This is a genomic window from Actinoplanes sp. CA-252034 (genome assembly GCF_050956125.1).
In the GTDB taxonomy this organism is placed as follows: Bacteria; Actinomycetota; Actinomycetes; order Mycobacteriales; family Micromonosporaceae; genus Actinoplanes.
In genome coordinates this window covers 8,681,152-8,696,623 of record NZ_CP191846.1, presented here as the reverse complement: position 1 = coordinate 8,696,623, position 15,472 = coordinate 8,681,152, and the positions used below count along the sequence as shown (strand labels likewise).

General features: G+C 72.4%; 13 protein-coding genes and 1 pseudogene. 8 read left to right on the top strand and 6 right to left on the bottom strand.

All coding sequences use genetic code 11. The annotated features are described in order from the left end of the window. The first annotated feature begins 132 nt into the window (after nt 1-132). The 8 genes and pseudogenes from ACQPZW_RS39370 to ACQPZW_RS39335 all read left to right on the top strand — a co-directional run bounded on the left by ACQPZW_RS39370 (nt 133) and on the right by ACQPZW_RS39335 (nt 10,660). The gene (locus ACQPZW_RS39370; RefSeq protein WP_433791111.1) at nt 133-831 is read left to right on the top strand and encodes an MBL fold metallo-hydrolase; all 699 of its coding nucleotides are present in this window, start codon (nt 133-135) and stop codon (nt 829-831) included. A 13-nt stretch (nt 832-844) separates the two neighbouring features. After that, nucleotides 845-2,154, top strand: a pseudogene (hisS, locus tag ACQPZW_RS39365) (histidine--tRNA ligase). A gap of 37 nt (nt 2,155-2,191) precedes the next feature. Beyond that, nucleotides 2,192-3,121, top strand: a complete 930-nt coding sequence (locus ACQPZW_RS39360; protein ID WP_433791110.1) for an acyl-ACP desaturase — start codon at nt 2,192-2,194, stop codon at nt 3,119-3,121. A gap of 54 nt (nt 3,122-3,175) precedes the next feature. Then, complete coding sequence (locus ACQPZW_RS39355) at nt 3,176-3,982, top strand: cyanophycinase (protein WP_433791109.1); 807 nt, start codon at nt 3,176-3,178, stop codon at nt 3,980-3,982. Next, nucleotides 3,979-6,708: a cyanophycin synthetase gene (gene cphA / locus ACQPZW_RS39350; RefSeq protein ID WP_433791108.1), complete on the top strand. Its 2,730-nt coding sequence runs from the start codon at nt 3,979-3,981 to the stop codon at nt 6,706-6,708. Before ACQPZW_RS39355 ends, cphA begins: the two co-directional genes overlap by 4 nt. 362 nt (nt 6,709-7,070) lie before the next feature. Further along, a complete protein-coding gene (locus ACQPZW_RS39345; protein ID WP_433791107.1) occupies nt 7,071-9,047 on the top strand; it encodes a protein kinase domain-containing protein in 1,977 nt (658 codons plus the stop codon). A gap of 245 nt (nt 9,048-9,292) precedes the next feature. Next, the gene (locus tag ACQPZW_RS39340; protein ID WP_433791106.1) at nt 9,293-9,547 is read left to right on the top strand and encodes a hypothetical protein; all 255 of its coding nucleotides are present in this window, start codon (nt 9,293-9,295) and stop codon (nt 9,545-9,547) included. A 210-nt stretch (nt 9,548-9,757) separates the two neighbouring features. Beyond that, complete coding sequence (locus tag ACQPZW_RS39335) at nt 9,758-10,660, top strand: sigma-70 family RNA polymerase sigma factor (protein WP_433791105.1); 903 nt, start codon at nt 9,758-9,760, stop codon at nt 10,658-10,660. A 122-nt stretch (nt 10,661-10,782) separates the two neighbouring features. Here the strand turns inward: ACQPZW_RS39335 and ACQPZW_RS39330 are convergent, their stop codons facing one another. Genes ACQPZW_RS39330 through ACQPZW_RS39305 form a run of 6 tightly spaced genes read right to left on the bottom strand, consistent with a single transcriptional unit; the run spans nt 10,783 to nt 15,402 of the window. Continuing rightward, a complete protein-coding gene (locus ACQPZW_RS39330) occupies nt 10,783-11,529 on the bottom strand; it encodes an urease accessory protein UreD (RefSeq protein WP_433791104.1) in 747 nt (248 codons plus the stop codon). A gap of 1 nt (nt 11,530) precedes the next feature. Further along, entirely contained in the window at nt 11,531-12,229 is a 699-nt protein-coding gene (gene ureG, locus ACQPZW_RS39325) for an urease accessory protein UreG (protein WP_433791103.1), read from the bottom strand. A gap of 40 nt (nt 12,230-12,269) precedes the next feature. Then, entirely contained in the window at nt 12,270-12,914 is a 645-nt protein-coding gene (locus ACQPZW_RS39320; RefSeq protein ID WP_433791102.1) for an urease accessory protein UreF, read from the bottom strand. A gap of 51 nt (nt 12,915-12,965) precedes the next feature. Beyond that, a complete protein-coding gene (locus ACQPZW_RS39315; protein ID WP_433791101.1) occupies nt 12,966-14,684 on the bottom strand; it encodes an urease subunit alpha in 1,719 nt (572 codons plus the stop codon). Next, nucleotides 14,681-15,103: an urease subunit beta gene (locus tag ACQPZW_RS39310; protein WP_433791100.1), complete on the bottom strand. Its 423-nt coding sequence runs from the start codon at nt 15,101-15,103 to the stop codon at nt 14,681-14,683. The genes ACQPZW_RS39315 and ACQPZW_RS39310 overlap by 4 nt, the downstream gene beginning before the upstream one ends. After that, a complete protein-coding gene (locus tag ACQPZW_RS39305) occupies nt 15,100-15,402 on the bottom strand; it encodes an urease subunit gamma (RefSeq protein WP_433791098.1) in 303 nt (100 codons plus the stop codon). The genes ACQPZW_RS39310 and ACQPZW_RS39305 overlap by 4 nt, the downstream gene beginning before the upstream one ends. Nucleotides 15,403-15,472 lie beyond the last annotated feature (70 nt).

Genomic DNA, 15,472 nt, shown 5'->3' with positions numbered 1-15,472 from the left:
CACCTCTGTATGTCAAGGGGTGCGGCACGCCACACGCCCGCAAGAGTGTACGGGTACCTCCTGAGAAAGTGGCGTGCGCCCGCCCGGCTACTCTCGTTACGATTCGCACCCGATCGCTGAGAGGTTGCCACCGTGCTCGTCACCGGCTTTCCGGCCCAGGCCTTCGGCACCAACTGCTACGTGGTCGCCGCCGGTCCGGGAGAGCAGTGTCTGGTGGTCGACCCGGGCATCGGCGTGCTCGACCAGCTCGAGCAGACCCTGGCGCAGCACCGCCTGTCGCCGGCGGCGGTCCTGCTCACGCACGGCCACCTGGATCACACCTTCTCGGTGGCGCCGGTCTGCGGCGCACGCGGCATCACGGCCTACGTGCACCCCGGCGACCGGGAGATGCTGGCCGACCCGGCGAAGGGCCTGAGCGCCGATCTGACCTCGATGTTCGGCGGACGCCTGCCCTACACCGAGCCGGACGACGTGGCGGAGCTGGCCGACGGCATGGTCCTCACCATCGCGGGCATCGAGGTGACCGTCGACCACGCGCCGGGCCATACCGGCGGGTCGGTGCTGTTCCGCCTGCCGGGCGCGGGCTCCTCGTGGGATGCGGAGGAGCTCTGTCTCTCCGGGGACGTGCTCTTCGCGGGCTCGATCGGGCGCACCGACCTGCCGGGTGGCAGCACCCCGACGATGATGGCCAGCCTGCGGGACAAGGTCCTGCCGCTGGCCGACGACACCGTCGTGCTGCCCGGCCACGGACCGGCCACCACCATCGGCCGTGAGCGCGCGTCCAACCCGTACCTGCGGGACCTGATCGCCGCGCCCGGTCGCTTCCTGTAGAGAAGAGACATCAGTGCCCATTTCCGGCTTTCCCGAGTGGCTGCCGTCCCAGCGCATCATCGAGCAGCAGGTGCTCGACAAGATCCGGTCCACCTTCGAGCTGTACGGCTACGCGTCCCTGGAGACGCGCGCCGTCGAGCCGCTGGAGACCCTGCTCAGCAAGGGCGAGACCTCCAAAGAGGTCTACCTGCTGCACCGCCTCCAGGAGGAGGAGAACGCGAAGCGGGAGGACCAGCTCGGGCTGCACTTCGACCTGACCGTCCCGTTCGCACGGTTCGTCGGTGAGAACCACGGGAAGCTGCAGTTCCCGTTCAAGCGCTACCAGATCCAGAAGGTGTGGCGCGGGGAGCGCCCGCAGGAGGGCCGCTATCGCGAGTTCCTGCAGGCCGACATCGACGTGGTGAACCGGGACACCCTGCCGTTCCACTTCGACACCGAGATGCCGCTGGTGATCGGTGACGTCTTCAGGTCGCTGCCCATCCCGGCCGCGACGATCCTGGTCAACAACCGCAAGGTCTGCGAGGGCTTCTACCGGGGCCTCGGCCTCGCCGACACGGCGCAGGTTCTGCGTACGGTCGACAAGCTCGACAAGATCGGCCCGGAGAAGGTGGCCGCCGCCCTGGTCGAGACGGCCGGCGCCACCGACGCCCAGGCCGCCGCGTGCCTGGCCCTGGCGGAGATCTCGGCGACCGACGGCTCGTTCGCCGACCGGGTGCGTGCTCTCGGGGTCACCGACCCGCTGCTCGACGAGGGTCTGGCCGAGTTGCTCCAGGTCGTCGAGACGGCCAACGAGCACGCGCCCGGCCTGGTCCGCGCCGAGCTGAAGATCGCGCGCGGGCTGGACTACTACACCGGCACGGTCTACGAGACGATGCTCCAGGGGTACGAGCGGTTCGGCTCGATCACCTCCGGAGGCCGTTACGACAACCTGGCCTCGGTGGGCAACACCCGCTTCCCGGGCGTCGGCATCTCGATCGGGGTGTCGCGGCTGCTCGGCCTGCTCTTCGGCCAGGACGCGCTGACCGTCTCGCGGTCGGTGCCGACGTGTGTCGTGATCGCCCTGGCCAGTGACGACAAGCGGGTCGAGTGCGACCGGATCGCGTCGTCGCTGCGCCGCCGGGGCATCGCGACCGAGGTGGCGCCGACGGCGGCGAAATTCGGCAAGCAGATCCAGTACGCCGACCGCCGGGGATCCCGTTCGTCTGGTTCCCCGGGGAGCCGGACACGGTCAAGGACATCCGCTCCGGGGAGCAGGTGGAGGCGGACCCGGCGACCTGGGCGCCGCCGGCCGATGATCTCTATCCGGGCGTGTCAGCGCGCTGACGCTGCGTAAGTCGGGTCCGGCGGTTACCGTGAGCGGATGCCGCTGGACCAGACCGCGCTGCTGATCGAGCTGGAGCCCGTCGTCGCGACCAACCTCGACCGGCACCTGGCGCTCGCCAAGGAGTGGTTCCCGCACGAGTACGTGCCGTGGAGCGAGGGGCGCACCTTCGACGGGCTGCTCGGCGGGGAGCCGTGGCGGACCGACGACTCGAAGCTGCCGGACGTGGCGCGGACCGCGCTGATCGTCAACCTGCTGACCGAGGACAACCTGCCCTCGTACCACCACGAGATCGCCACGCTCTTCGGCCGGGACGGGGCCTGGGGCACGTGGGTGCACCGGTGGACGGCGGAGGAGGGGCGGCACGGTATCGCGATCCGTGACTACCTGACCGTCACCCGCGGTGTGGACCCGGCCGAGCTGGAGCGGGCCCGGATGGACCACATGCAGGCCGGGTACGTGAACGTCCACGGCCACGAGATCATGCACTCGCTCGCCTACGTGGCGTTCCAGGAGCTGGCCACCCGTATCTCGCACCGCAACACCGGCAAGGCGACCGGGGACCCGATCGCCGAGCAGCTGCTCGCCCGGGTGGCGGCCGACGAGAACCTGCACATGGTCTTCTACCGCAATCTGCTCGCGGCGGCCTTCGAGCTGGCGCCGGACCAGGCGATGCGTGCGGTGGCGAACGTGACGGCGAACTTCCAGATGCCCGGCGCGAACATCGCCGGGTTCGGCCGCAAGGCGGTCCTGATCGCGCTGGCCGGCATCTACGACCTGCGCCAGCACCGTGACGAGGTGCTGGCGCCGGTGTTGCGTCAGTGGAACGTGTGGGACCGCACCGATCTGCGCGGTGACGGCGAGCGGGCCCGCGAGGAGCTGGCCGCGCAGATGAGCGAGCTGGAGACCCAGGCGGCGCGGTTCGAGGAGAGGCGCGAGGCGCGGCGGAAGAAGCACGGCGAAAGCTGAGCCGCATTCGTATTGACCGGATGTTTCGGTTTTGTTCCGATTAACCTCAGCAGTGTGGAGGGGAACAGCCGGCTGTTGATCATGGGCGGAGCTGCCGGCCCCGCCCTGCTGGGCCGGTTCGTCGAGCTGGCCGGGTCGGCCGACGCCCGGATCGTCGTGATCGCGACGGCCAGTGAATCGCCGGAGACGACCGAGAAGGCGTACCGCGAAAGGTTCGAGGGTCTCGGCGCCGGCGCCGTCCGTGCCCTGCGACTCGCCTGCCGTGCCGACGCGAACGCCCCCGGGGCCGAGGCCGTGCTGCGGCAGGCGACCGGGGTCTTCTTCACCGGCGGGGACCAGGAGCGCATCATCACCGCCCTGGGCGGCACCGCCGTGGACACCCTCCTGCACGCGCTGGTCGGCGAGGGCCGGGTGGTGCTGGCCGGGACCAGCGCGGGCGCGGCGATGATGTCCGCCACCATGATCACCGGTGGGGACCGGCCGGGAGTGGCCGCGGACAGCGTGCGCACCGGGCCGGGCCTCGAGTTCCTGCCGTGCGTGTTGATCGACCAGCATTTCGCCGAGCGCGGCCGGATCAACCGGCTGCTCAGCGCGGTCGCCCGCTACCCCCATGAGCTGGGCGTGGGCATCGACGAGGACACCGCCATCCTGACCGGAGGCGACAGTTTCGAGGTCCTCGGCAGTGGGGCGGTGACGGTGGTCGACGCCGGCGCCGCCACCGACATCCAGGTTCCGCCGTCCGGGCCGATCGCGCTCGCCGGAGCCCGGATCCACGTGCTGCCGGCCGGCTGCACCTTTCACCTCACGGGCCGCCGACCGGTCACCGGCCCGCCTTCCCCAGAACGGGAACGAGCCGCATGAAGATCGAAAGCCTGCGCCGTCTACGCGGCCCCAACGTCTACCTCTCCCGGCCCGCCGTGGTGGCCCGGCTCCTCCTCGGCGACCTGGCCGGGGTGGAGACCTCCGACGTCACCGGGTTCACCGAGCGCCTGCTGCGGGCGATGCCGGGCCTCGCCGAGCACCACTGCGCCGCCGGAGTGCCCGGCGGCTTCGTCAGCCGGCTGCGCGGCGGCACCTATTTCGGGCACGTCTGCGAGCACGTGGCCATCGAGCTCTCCCAGCTGATCGGGCGGGACGTCAGTTTCGGCCGGACCGTCGGCGCCGGGGAGACGGGCGCCTACGACGTGATCATGGAGTGCCCGGTCGACGAGTCCCCCGAGTCGCCGGTGCCCGGTGAGCTGTTGCGGGCCGCGATCGACCTGGTCCTCGAGGTGCACGGGGGCGTCGGCCCGTCCGCCGCCGTGCTGACCCGCCGGCTCACCGGCCTCGCCGACCTGGCCGAGCGCGAGGCCACCGGGCCGAGCACCCGGTCCATCATCGCGGCCGCCCGGCGCCGCGGCATCCCGGTGGAGCGGTTCGACGACCTCAGCCTGATCCGGCTCGGCTGGGGCCACCGCAGGCGGCTGGCGTGGGCCGCGATGACCGACCGGACCAGCGCCGTCGGGGTGGACATCGCCGGGGACAAGCACGTCACCCGGCGGCTGCTCGACGAGGCCGGCATCCCGGTCGCCCCGGGCGGCGCCGCGGCCACCGTCCAGGACGCTCTGCGGCTGTTCGGCGAGCTGACCGCGCCGGTCGTGGTGAAGCCCCGGCACGGCCGCCAGGGCCGCGATGTGGCCCTGCACCTGACCACCGCGGACGAGGTGGCCGAGGCGTTCGCCGCGGTCGGTGGCGAGGCCGTGGTGGAGGAGCAGCTCGAGGGCCGCGACTACCGGGTGCTGGTGGTCTCGGGCGAGGTGGTGGCGGCCGCCGAGCGGGTCGCCGCGCACGTCGTCGGCGACGGCACGGCCACCGTCGCCGAGCTGGTGAGACAGGTCAACGCCGATCCACGGCGCGGGCCCGGGCACTCCCGGGTGCTGACCCGGATCGACCTGGACGGCGTCACCGACCGGGTGCTGCGGCGGGCCGGGCTGACCCGAGAGTCGGTCCCGGCCGACGGCGCCACGGTGTGGCTGCGCGACACCGCGAACCTGTCCACCGGCGGGACCAGCCGCGACGTCACCGACCAGGTGCATCCGGACGTGACCCGGCTGTGCCAGCGGATCGTCGCCCTCACCGGCCTGGACATCGCCGGCATCGACCTGCGGCTGCCGGACATCGGCGACCCGCTGCAGCCCGGGACCGAGCCGGTCACCGCCGGGGTGATCGAGGTCAACGCCGTGCCGGGGCTGCGCATGCACCTGGCGCCCGCGCACGGCCGGGCCCGGGACGTGGGCGACGCCATCGTGCGGGCGATGTTCCCCGGCGGCTCGGACGGGCGGATCCCGGCGGTCGCGGTCACCGGCACCAACGGCAAGACGACGGTCACCCGGCTGGTCGCCCACCTGCTCTCCGGCAGCGGCATGCGGGCCGGGGTGGCCAGCAGCGACGGGGTGGTCATCGACGGGCGTACGGTCCAGGTCGCCGACGCCACCGGTCCACGGTCGGCGCAGATGGTGCTCGGCGACCCGCACGTCGAGGTGGCGGTGCTCGAGACGGCCCGTGGCGGCCTGCTCCGGCGCGGTCTCGGCTACGACTGGTCGGACGTCGGGGTGATCACCAACATCACCGCCGACCACCTCGGCCAGGACGGGCTCGACTCGGTGGAGGACCTCGCGCACGTCAAGGCGGTGGTGGCCGAGCGGGTCCGGGACGGCGGGACGCTGGTCCTCAACGCCGACGACCCGTGGGTACGCAGCATCGCCGGCCGTCCCCGGGTGCGAGCCGACCGCAAGCGCCTGATCTGGTTCTCGCTGGACGCGCAGAGCCCTGTGCTGACCGAGCACATGGCCCGGGGCGGGGCCGCCTACGTTCTGCACGACGGCTGGCTGGTGCAGGCCACCGGGGCGCGGCGGATGCCTCTGGTGCGGCTGGCCGAGGTGCCGGGGGCGTACGGCGGAGCGGCTCTGCACGTGGCGGCCGACACGCTCGCCGCGATCGCCGCCGCCCGCGCGCTCGGCGCACGCCCGGAGAATCTGGCCGACCGGCTCGCCGAGTTCGATCCCGCCGTCGCGAACCCGGGCCGTGGCACCCTGTTCCGCCTCGGCGACGTCTCGCTGTTCGTGGACTACGCGCACAATCCGGCCGCCCTGGCCGCCACGCTGCGCACCCTGCACCGGCTGTGGGGCCCGGAGCGCTGCGTGGCCGCGGTGACGCTGCCCGGGGACCGTCGCGACGACCTGCTGGCCGCCTCGGCGCAGGTGCTGGCCGACGGCCTGACCCGGGTGGTGCTCTACGACGACGCCGACCCGCGGGGCCGCGCGCCGGGCGAGGTGTCCGGCCTGGTGGAACGCGAGATGCGGGCCCGCCGCCCGCAGTTGACCGCGGTCCGGGCGGACGGCTACCGCGACGCCGTGACCGCGGCGCTGCGGCTCGCCGTCCCCGGCGAGGTGGTCCTCGTGATCTATGAGAAGTGGGCGCCGATGCGGGCCTGCCTGACCGAGCTGGGAGCGGTCCCGGCGCCGGGGATGCCGGTGCGGGCCGGCGTGGCGGCGCTGCCGTCCCGGCATCCGGCACTGCGGCGCACCGGAGCACCCGTTCGCGGTTGACAGATCATGGACAGACTTGATCTCGCTGGGTAGTGATCCATTGACCCCGGGTGAGGCCTTCTGTCCGGTGCTCACCCGATTGGTGGAGAGCGGAAGTTCTGACGAAGCGGACATTAGGTGCCCCGTCGGTCACTCTGTGCTCGTAGCGTCCCTCTATAGGGGGCATCATGCAGGCCGACGGAGGGTGATGACGCGCAGGTCGGCCGCGTAGTGACGGCTCGAACTGACGGCTGTTAGGGACTAACATCCTCGCCGTCGATGGGGGATGCTCGGAGTCCGGTGGTCGGGCCCGACTCGCCCGGCGTCGGACGGCATGGCGGTGCAGTCCGGCGTTTCCTCTTGAAGCGCGCATGTGGGGGCACATGAGCACGGCGGACCTGCCCGGCTCGGGATTGCTCGCCGGTCGATACCGACTGGTCGAGCGCCTCGGCGCCGGCGGGATGTCAGTGGTGTGGCGAGGGTTCGACGAAGTCCTCGGTCGCCAGGTCGCGGTGAAGGTCCTTCCACCGTCGACCAGCGCCGACCCGTCGTTCCGGCGCAGGCTGCGCGCGGAGGCACAGGCCGCGGCGCGGCTCACCCATCCGCACATCACCAACGTGTACGACTACGGCGAGGCCACCACCGTCGACGGCGAGCCGGTGCCGTACGTCGTGATGGAGCTCGTGGACGGCGAGTCGCTTGCTGCCGTCCTGGCCCGGGTGCGGACGCTGCCGTGGCCCACCGCGGCCCGGATCGCCGCCGAGGTCGCGGCCGCCCTGGCGTCGGCCCACGCGCGGGGCATCGTGCACCGTGACGTGACCCCGGCCAACGTGATGCTCACCCCGTCCGGCGCCAAGGTGGTCGACTTCGGCATCTCGGCCCTGATCGGGGAGAACGACACCGACCCCGACGGCAGCCTGATGGGCACCCCGGCCTACCTCGCCCCCGAGCGGCTGGAGGGCGGCCAGGTCAGCCCGGCCACCGACGTCTACGCGGTCGGCCTGCTGATCTACCGGATGCTGATCGGCCAGTTGCCGTGGGACGTCGGCACCACCACCGCCCTGCTGCGCGCCCACCAGTATGTGGAGCCCGAGCCGCTGCCCCCGGTCGACGGCCTGCCCCGGTCGGTCGACGCGCTGATCGCCCGCTGCCTGGAGAAGCACCCCGGCGACCGGCCGTCCAGCGCGGAGCTGGCCGGCGTGCTGGCCACCATCTCCGCCGGCGCGCCACTGGTCACCTCCGGGTTCGAGGCGGCCTGGGAGGACGGCGAGGACACCTTCATCCTGCCTTCCGGGTATCCGTACTCCGGGTTCGGCCCGGCGGCCGCCGCCGCGAGCATGGCGGCCGGTGGGCAGCCCACCGTGGGCACGGACGCGGCCACCGCTCCCGAGCCGGTGCAGCAGCTCGCCACCGCCGGGACCGAGCCGTATTCGGCGCCGCCCGCCCGTACCCCGTCGGCGACTCCGCCGTTGCGGCCCGGCGCCGGTGGCCCGTCGACGGCCCCACCCGCCGGCCGGCCGCCGAGCCGCACCCGGGCGCGGGCCCGGCGGATCGTCGTGGTCGCCGGCACGGTCGCCGTGCTGAGCGCGCTCACCTACGGGTGGACGGCTCTGGGCCAGCCCCGGACCGGCACACCGCAGGCCGCGGGCACTCCCGGTCCCGCCGTCGTCCCGGCGACCGGGGACTGTGTGGTCAGCTACGCGGTCTGGTCGGACACCGGCGGCAAGTTCAAGGCGCAGGTGACCCTGGCCAACCGTGCGGAGGTCTCGCTCGACCGGTGGGACCTGTGGTTCCTGCTGCCCGGTGACCAGACGCTCTCCGGCAACGGCAAGGTCGCCCTCACCCAGGAGGACCGGGAGGTCCGGGTGACCTCGAAGGCCTCGATCAAGCCGCAGCGCACCACCACCATGCAGATCACCGGGCGCTACATCGAGAGCAACGCGGCCCCGATGGTGTTCAAGCTCAACGACCAGACCTGCGAGACGTATGTGTCGGCCGAGCCCGGCAAGCCGTCCCTGCCGGTCGAGCACCTGGACAACGGTGACGTCCGCTTCGGTGACCCGGTGGTGTCGCCGGGGATCTCGATCGGCCCGAGCGGCAACGTGATCATCAATCCCTCGCCGTCGCGGACCGGCACGGCCAAGCCTCCCGGTAACCCGAGCCCGGGCTCCAGCGCCACGACGCCGGGCACCACCGAGACGACGACCACGCCCCCGCCGCCCTCACCGCCGCCCTCGGCGCCGCCGGCCAGCGCCGACAACCCGGGAGTGGGCGAGACCACGACCACACCCGCCCCGCCGCCCTCGAAGAACGACGACTGCGACGCCGAAGTCGACGTGTGCCCGATCACCGGGTCGTAGGAACGGACGGGGAGTAGACCCGATCGGCGGCGGAAAACCAGAGGCCGAAGGTCCGACATCCGCGTTACGGTGAACTGAGACCGACAGGCGCTTCTGCTCCGATCCGGGAGTCCGGATTGCGGCACTTTGGCACGGCGTGGCTGCCGGCCCGTTTGGCACCCGAGCGGATGATGGGCGAGAGCCCGGGTACGTCATGGTGTCAGCCGAGTTCAAGCAGGTCGTCGACATCGGGGAGTTCGACAGAAATGATCAGCACAGCAGTGAAGGATCTGGCCGCCGAGGCGCTTTTCGTCTCGTATCTCCAGCCGTCCCAGAGCCCCTCCCGGGTGGCGGTGGAGCAGGCGATCACCGCGATGATCCTGCGGTATGGCAGTGACGGCTGTGCCGCCGGCGTGGCGGAGGAGTTCGGCGATCATCCGGAGATCGCGGTGCAGCGGATGGTGTGGGTTCACGAGGAGCTGGCCGAGGTGTCGGCGATGCGTGCCCCGGTGCTGCACTGACGTCGGCGAACTACCGAACCCGGCCGTGCTTCACGGCCGGGTTCCGTGTTCAAACCTGATTGGTCCGTGGTGGTCCTCTCAGGCCTGAGGTTTTTCATGAAAAAACTCCACAAAAGCAACCAAGTTCGCCTGACGCTGCACCCGTAGACGGCCACTGTTCTTCTCGTAAGCCGGTTTCACCAGCCGGTTAGTACCAGCGAGGAGGACCACGTGACCACCACGACCGAACTCCCCGCCACCATCGGCATGATCCACGATGCGCCGTCCGCGCGTGACATCGAGGACCTGATCCGCGAGAACATGCCTATGGTTGGCCATCTGGTCCGGGAATTGCTCAACCGGGTGCCCGGCCACGTCCACTCAGATGACCTCTCGTCAGCCGGCTTCGCGGCCCTGCTCGGGGCGGCTCGTTCGTTCGACGTGACCCGCGGGATCCCCTTCCATCGTTTCGCCGCGGTCCGGATCCGGGGCGCGCTCCTCGACGAGCTACGCGGACAGGACTGGGCCAGCCGATCGGTGCGGGCCCGGGCACGGCGTGCCGCCACCGCCCGCCAGGAGCTCACCGCCGCGCTCGGCCGTACGCCCAGTGACGCCGAGGTGGCCGAGATGCTCGGCATCGGCGTCAACGAGCTGGCCAGCGTCGAGGACGACGTGCAGAAGGCCTCCCTGCTGAGCCTTCAGGGCTTCCCCACCGGAGCTGCCGAGGAGATGGTGCCGGAGACGTCCGAGGGCCCTGAGGACCTGCTTCTCAAGCGTGAGCGCCTCGGCTACCTCCACCAGGCCATCCAGGCGCTGCCGGAGCGCCTGCGCCAGGTGGTGCAGGAGTCGTTCCTGCAGGAACAGCCGCTCAGCGAGGTGGCGGCCCGGCTCGGTGTCACCGAGTCACGGATCTCCCAGCTGCGCACCGAGGCGCTACGGCTGCTCCGTGAGGGACTGAACAGCTCGCTCGCGCCGGAGCTGCTCACCGTGGCCGCGGGTGGACCCCGAACCCGGAAGGGCTGCCTGCAACGGCGCCGAAGCGAGTACTTCGCGAAGGTGGCCCAGCAGGGCAGCCTGCACACACGGCTGGCACTGACCGACAGTCACGGCGTGCCGATCGCGGTCGCCGCCTGACGCGCTCCCGCCGCGGGCGGACCGGGTCGCCGGTCCAACCGCGGCGGCGTCACGTGTGGGGACCGCCCCGTGTCCTCGACAGTCCTGCCGCGGGCGGCGTCACCGGCTGAGGGCGGATCCGGTCAGGGCAGGGCCGCGGCCTGTCGAGGCGCGCACAGGGGGTCGAGCACCGCCCGCACCGCCCGGATGTCGTCGCCGACGGCGGTGGCGAGCACACCCGGCCCGGCCAGTGGCATCACCGCAGCGTCCGGCGCGGGCACGCCCGCCGTGGGCAGGTCGGCGCCCACCGCGACGAGCGTGCCGATCGCCCGGCCGCCACCGAGCACCGCCGCGCCGTCCCAGCCCGGAGCGCCCGGGCCGACACTCAGCTCGTGGCGGTAGAGGGCGACCCCGGCGTACCGGATCAGGGTGTCCGCCCGAACCGCGCCCGACGCCTCCCGGTGCCGCCCGCAGACCAGATCGTCGCGCCACAGCAGCGTCCCGCCCTCGGCCACGTCCACCCGTGTCACCACGTCGTGGTCGCAGCCCGCCGCCGCGATCAGCGGCTCCGGCAGCCACCGCAGCGTCCCGCCGGCCGCCACCGAGACGGTGACGGTGAGCCGGGACGGCGGCGCGGGCCGGCCCGGCAGCGCCAGCGACGCCGCCACGCTGAGGATCTCCAGCCGCGCGCCCGGGCCCACCACCACATCGAGCCGCAGGTCGTCGCCGCGCAGCGGCCCCGCCGCGCCGCCGACCAGATGAACCGTCACCCCGCCGTCGACCGGCCGCCCGGTCCGGCGCAGCAGCAGCGGCGACTCGCCGCGGAGCACGGTGAGCCGGGTTCCGCCCCGCCCGTCGTCCTCCGCGACGATCCCGGCTTCCGCCCGCACTTCAGACCCGGGCCGCGACCAGGCCGCGGATCCAGTCGGCGACCGGGGTGGCCTGCTTGTCCTCGGCCAGCGACAGGAAGACGGTGGGCAGCTCGTGGCGGCGCGCCTTCGCGTCGCGGTCCATCACCGACAGGTCCGCGCCGACCAGTGGGGCCAGATCCGTCTTGTTGATCACCAGCAGGTCGGCGGTGGTCACACCCGGGCCGCCCTTGCGCGGCACCTTGTCGCCGCCGGCCACGTCGACCACGAAGATCTGCTGGTCGATCAGCCCCTTGCTGAACGTCGCCGTCAGGTTGTCGCCGCCGCTCTCCACCAGGACCAGGTCGAGCGGGCCGAGCTTCTCCTCGAGATCCTCGACGGCGTCCAGGTTGGCCGAGATGTCGTCGCGGATCGCGGTGTGCGGACAGCAGCCGGTCTCCACGGCACGGACCCGTTCCTGGGGGAGCACGCCGTTGCGCAGCAGGAAGTCGGCGTCCTCGGTGGTGTAGATGTCGTTGGTCACCACCGCCAGGCGGATCTCGTCACCGAGGGCCCGGCACAGCGCCGCGACCAGCGCGGTCTTGCCCGAGCCGACCGGGCCGCCGATGCCGATGCGCAGCGCGCGGGGCCCACCGTGCAGCGGCGCGTGCGGGTCCACCCCCGGCTCGGGGTGGGTGTGCGGCACCTCGTCGGGGCCGTGTTCGTGCAGTTCAGGATGCATGGTCTTCCTGCCCTTCAGGGATGCGGGTGGCGGATGGGGATCAGGAGGCGAAGAGGCGGACCTCCCACGTGGCGTGGTGCTCGGCGCCGATGTCGAGCAGGGGTGCGCCCGCGGCCGGCAGCTCGTCGACCGGGTCACCGGACCGGGCCGCCGCGACCGCCGCGATCCGGTCGCATTCGGGGGCGAGCCGTGCCAGGAGGGCGTGCACCGCGTACGGGTCGAGGCCGAGCAGCCGGACCGCCGCGCTCGCCGAGCCGGTGGTCGTGCCGTGTGCCGCGGCGACCGCCGCCTCGGCCGGTGTCAGCCCGGCGGCCGCCGCCAGCACGCCGAGCGCGACCGGCTGGTGGGGTTCCCGGCCGATGACGGGGAGCGGCCACATCGCCCGCCCGGCCCGCAGCAGCGCCCGGCCCTGCGCCCGCGACGCCCTGCGCAGCGCCGGCGACGGGGTCCGGACGTCCAGGCCGGCGTCGAGCTCGGCGCCGCGCGTCACGTCGGCGCACGCGGCCGCCGCGAAGGTGGCCGCGACCAGGCCGCTGGTGGTGAGCCTGCCGCGCAGGAACCCGTCCAGCCCGTCGACGTCCCGGACCCGCCCGGCGGCGATCTGCGGTTCGAGACCACCGGAGTGCGCGTGCCCACCGGAGGGCAGGCGTCCGTCCGCGAGCAGCAGCAACGCGGCAAGACTCATGCCGCCACCGCCGTTCGCGCCGCGACGAGGTGGAGGGGGAGGCGCGGCATGTCAGAAGAGGAAGTAGCGCTGGGCCATCGGCAGCACGTCGACCGGGTCGGGCTCGATCACCTGGCCGTCGATGCGCACCTCGAACGTGTCGGCCTTGACCTCGATGCGGGGCATGGCGTCGTTCAGTGGCATGTCCGCCTTGCCGACCGAGCGGGTGTCGCCGACCGGCACCAGCGCCCGCTTCACCCCGATCCGGTCGCTGAGCAGGGCGTCGATGGCGGCCGGGGCGACGAACGCGACGGACGTCTGCGCCGGGACCACGCCGTAGGAGCCGAACATCGGCCGGGGCAGCATCGGCTGCGGGGTCGGGATCGAGGCGTTGGCGTCGCCCATCTGCGCGTAGGCGATCATGCCGCCCTTGAGGACGACCGCCGGGCGTACCCCGAAGAACGCCGGGTCCCAGAGGACCAGGTCGGCGAGCTTGCCGGCCTCGACCGAGCCGACCTGGGCGTCCATGCCGTGCGCCCGGGCCGGGCAGATCGTGTACTTCGCGACGTACCGCTTGGCCCGGTTGTTGTCGGCCGTGCCGTCGCCGGGCAGGGCGCCGACGCGGGCCTTCATGACGTGCGCGGTCTGCCAGGTACGGGTGACCACCTCGCCCACCCGCCCCATGGCCTGCGAGTCCGACCCGATCATCGAGATGGCGCCCAGGTCGTGCAGGTAGTCCTCGGCGGCCATGGTGGACGGGCGGATCCGGCTCTCGGCGAACGCCAGGTCCTCCGGCACCGAGGAGTTCAGGTGGTGGCAGACCATCAGCATGTCCAGATGCTCGCTGAGGGTGTTACGGGTGTACGGCCGGGTCGGGTTGGTCGACGACGGCAGGATGTTCGGTTGTGACGCGACGGTGATGATGTCCGGCGCGTGCCCGCCCCCGGCGCCCTCGGTGTGGTAGGCGTGGATGGACCGCCCGGCGATCGCCCGTAGCGTCTCCTCGACGAACCCGGCCTCGTTCAGGGTGTCGGTGTGGATCGCCACCTGCACCCCGGACGCGTCGCACACCTTGAGGCAGGCGTCGATCGCGGCGGGCGTGGTGCCCCAGTCCTCGTGCAGTTTGAACCCGCCGGCGCCGCCGCGCAGTTGCTCCCACATGGACTCGGCGGACATCGTGTTGCCCTTGCCGAGCAGCAGCACGTTGATCGGCCAGGTGTCCAGGGACTCGAGCATCCGGGCCAGGTGCCAGGCGTTCGGGGTGACGGTGGTGGCCTTGGTGCCCTCGTCCGGGCCGGTGCCGCCGCCGATGATGGTGGTGATGCCGGCGGCCAGCGCGGTGTCCAGGATGGTCGGGCTGATCAGGTGCACGTGGCTGTCGATCGCGCCGGCCGTGAGGATCTTGCCGTTGCCGGCGAGGATCTGCGTGCCGGGGCCGATGACCAGCTCGGGGTGCACACCGTCCATGGTGTCCGGGTTGCCGGCCTTGCCGATGGCGACGATCCGGCCGTCGCGGATGCCGACGTCGGCCTTGACGATGCCCCAGTGGTCGAGGACGACGACACCGGTGATGACGGTGTCGGGGGCGCCCTCGGCGCGGGTGGCCCGGCCCTGGCCCATCGACTCGCGGATCACCTTGCCGCCACCGAAGACGACCTCGTCGCCGGGGACCGGGCCGGAGCTGCGGTCCTCCTCGATCTCGATCAGCAGGTTGGTGTCGGCGAGCCGGATCCGGTCACCCTTGGTGGGCCCGAGCAGTGACGCGTAGCGAGTCCGGTCGAGAAAGGTCATCGCGGGCTCCCGTTGTGCTCGCCCTCGCCGGTGTCCTCGTCGAGGGAGCCGGCCGGCTCGATGTCGGTGGGGTCGGGCTCGATCGGCGGCGGTGGCTGGTCGAGCGGCCCGCCTGCCAGGCCGCGCAGGCCGGGCACGATGCGGTTGCCGGCGAGCGCCACAAGGGTGACATCGCGGGGGATGCCGGGCTCGAAGCGCACCGACGTCCCGGCCGGGATGGCGAGCCGGTGGCCCCAGGCGGCGGCCCGGTCGAACTCCAGGGCCGCGTTGGACTCGGCGAAGTGGAAGTGTGAGCCGACCTGCACGGGCCGGTCGCCGGTGTTGCGGACGGTCAGGTCGACGGTCGGCCGCCCGGCGTTGATCTCGATGTCGCCGTCGCCGAAGAGGATCTCGCCGGGGATGATGCCGGAGCCGGTCACGAGATCGGCCCGTGCACGGTGACGAGCTTGGTGCCGTCCGGGAACGTCGCCTCGACCTGCACCTCGGCCAGCATCTCGGGCACACCGTCGAGGACGTCGTCGCGGGTGAGCACACGCCGGCCGGCGTCCATCAGGTCGGCCACCGTCCGCCCGTCGCGCGCCCCCTCCAGGAGGAAGGCGGTGATGATCGCCGTGGCCTCCGGATAGTTGAGGCGCAGGCCCCGGTCGCGGCGCCGCTGGGCGACGTCGGCCGCGACGTGGATGAGCAGCCGTTCCTGCTCGTGCTGGCTGAGGAACAAAGGGAACCTCCTGCTGATCGCGCCACGGAATGCTCGCAGGTGGAAGTTTCGGACGTGTAACCCCGGATTG

Excerpts from the sequence above, each read along its gene's own strand:
- ACQPZW_RS39340 (WP_433791106.1), top strand. The coding sequence starts at position 9,293 with ATGATCAGCACAGCAGTGAAGGATCTGGCCGCCGAGGCGCTTTTCGTC.
- cphA (WP_433791108.1), top strand. The coding sequence starts at position 3,979 with ATGAAGATCGAAAGCCTGCGCCGTCTACGCGGCCCCAACGTCTACCTC.
- ACQPZW_RS39345 (WP_433791107.1), top strand. The coding sequence starts at position 7,071 with ATGAGCACGGCGGACCTGCCCGGCTCGGGATTGCTCGCCGGTCGATAC.
- ACQPZW_RS39320 (WP_433791102.1), bottom strand. The coding sequence starts at position 12,914 with ATGAGTCTTGCCGCGTTGCTGCTGCTCGCGGACGGACGCCTGCCCTCC.
- ureG (WP_433791103.1), bottom strand. The coding sequence starts at position 12,229 with ATGCATCCTGAACTGCACGAACACGGCCCCGACGAGGTGCCGCACACC.
- ACQPZW_RS39315 (WP_433791101.1), bottom strand. The coding sequence starts at position 14,684 with ATGACCTTTCTCGACCGGACTCGCTACGCGTCACTGCTCGGGCCCACC.
- ACQPZW_RS39360 (WP_433791110.1), top strand. The coding sequence starts at position 2,192 with ATGCCGCTGGACCAGACCGCGCTGCTGATCGAGCTGGAGCCCGTCGTC.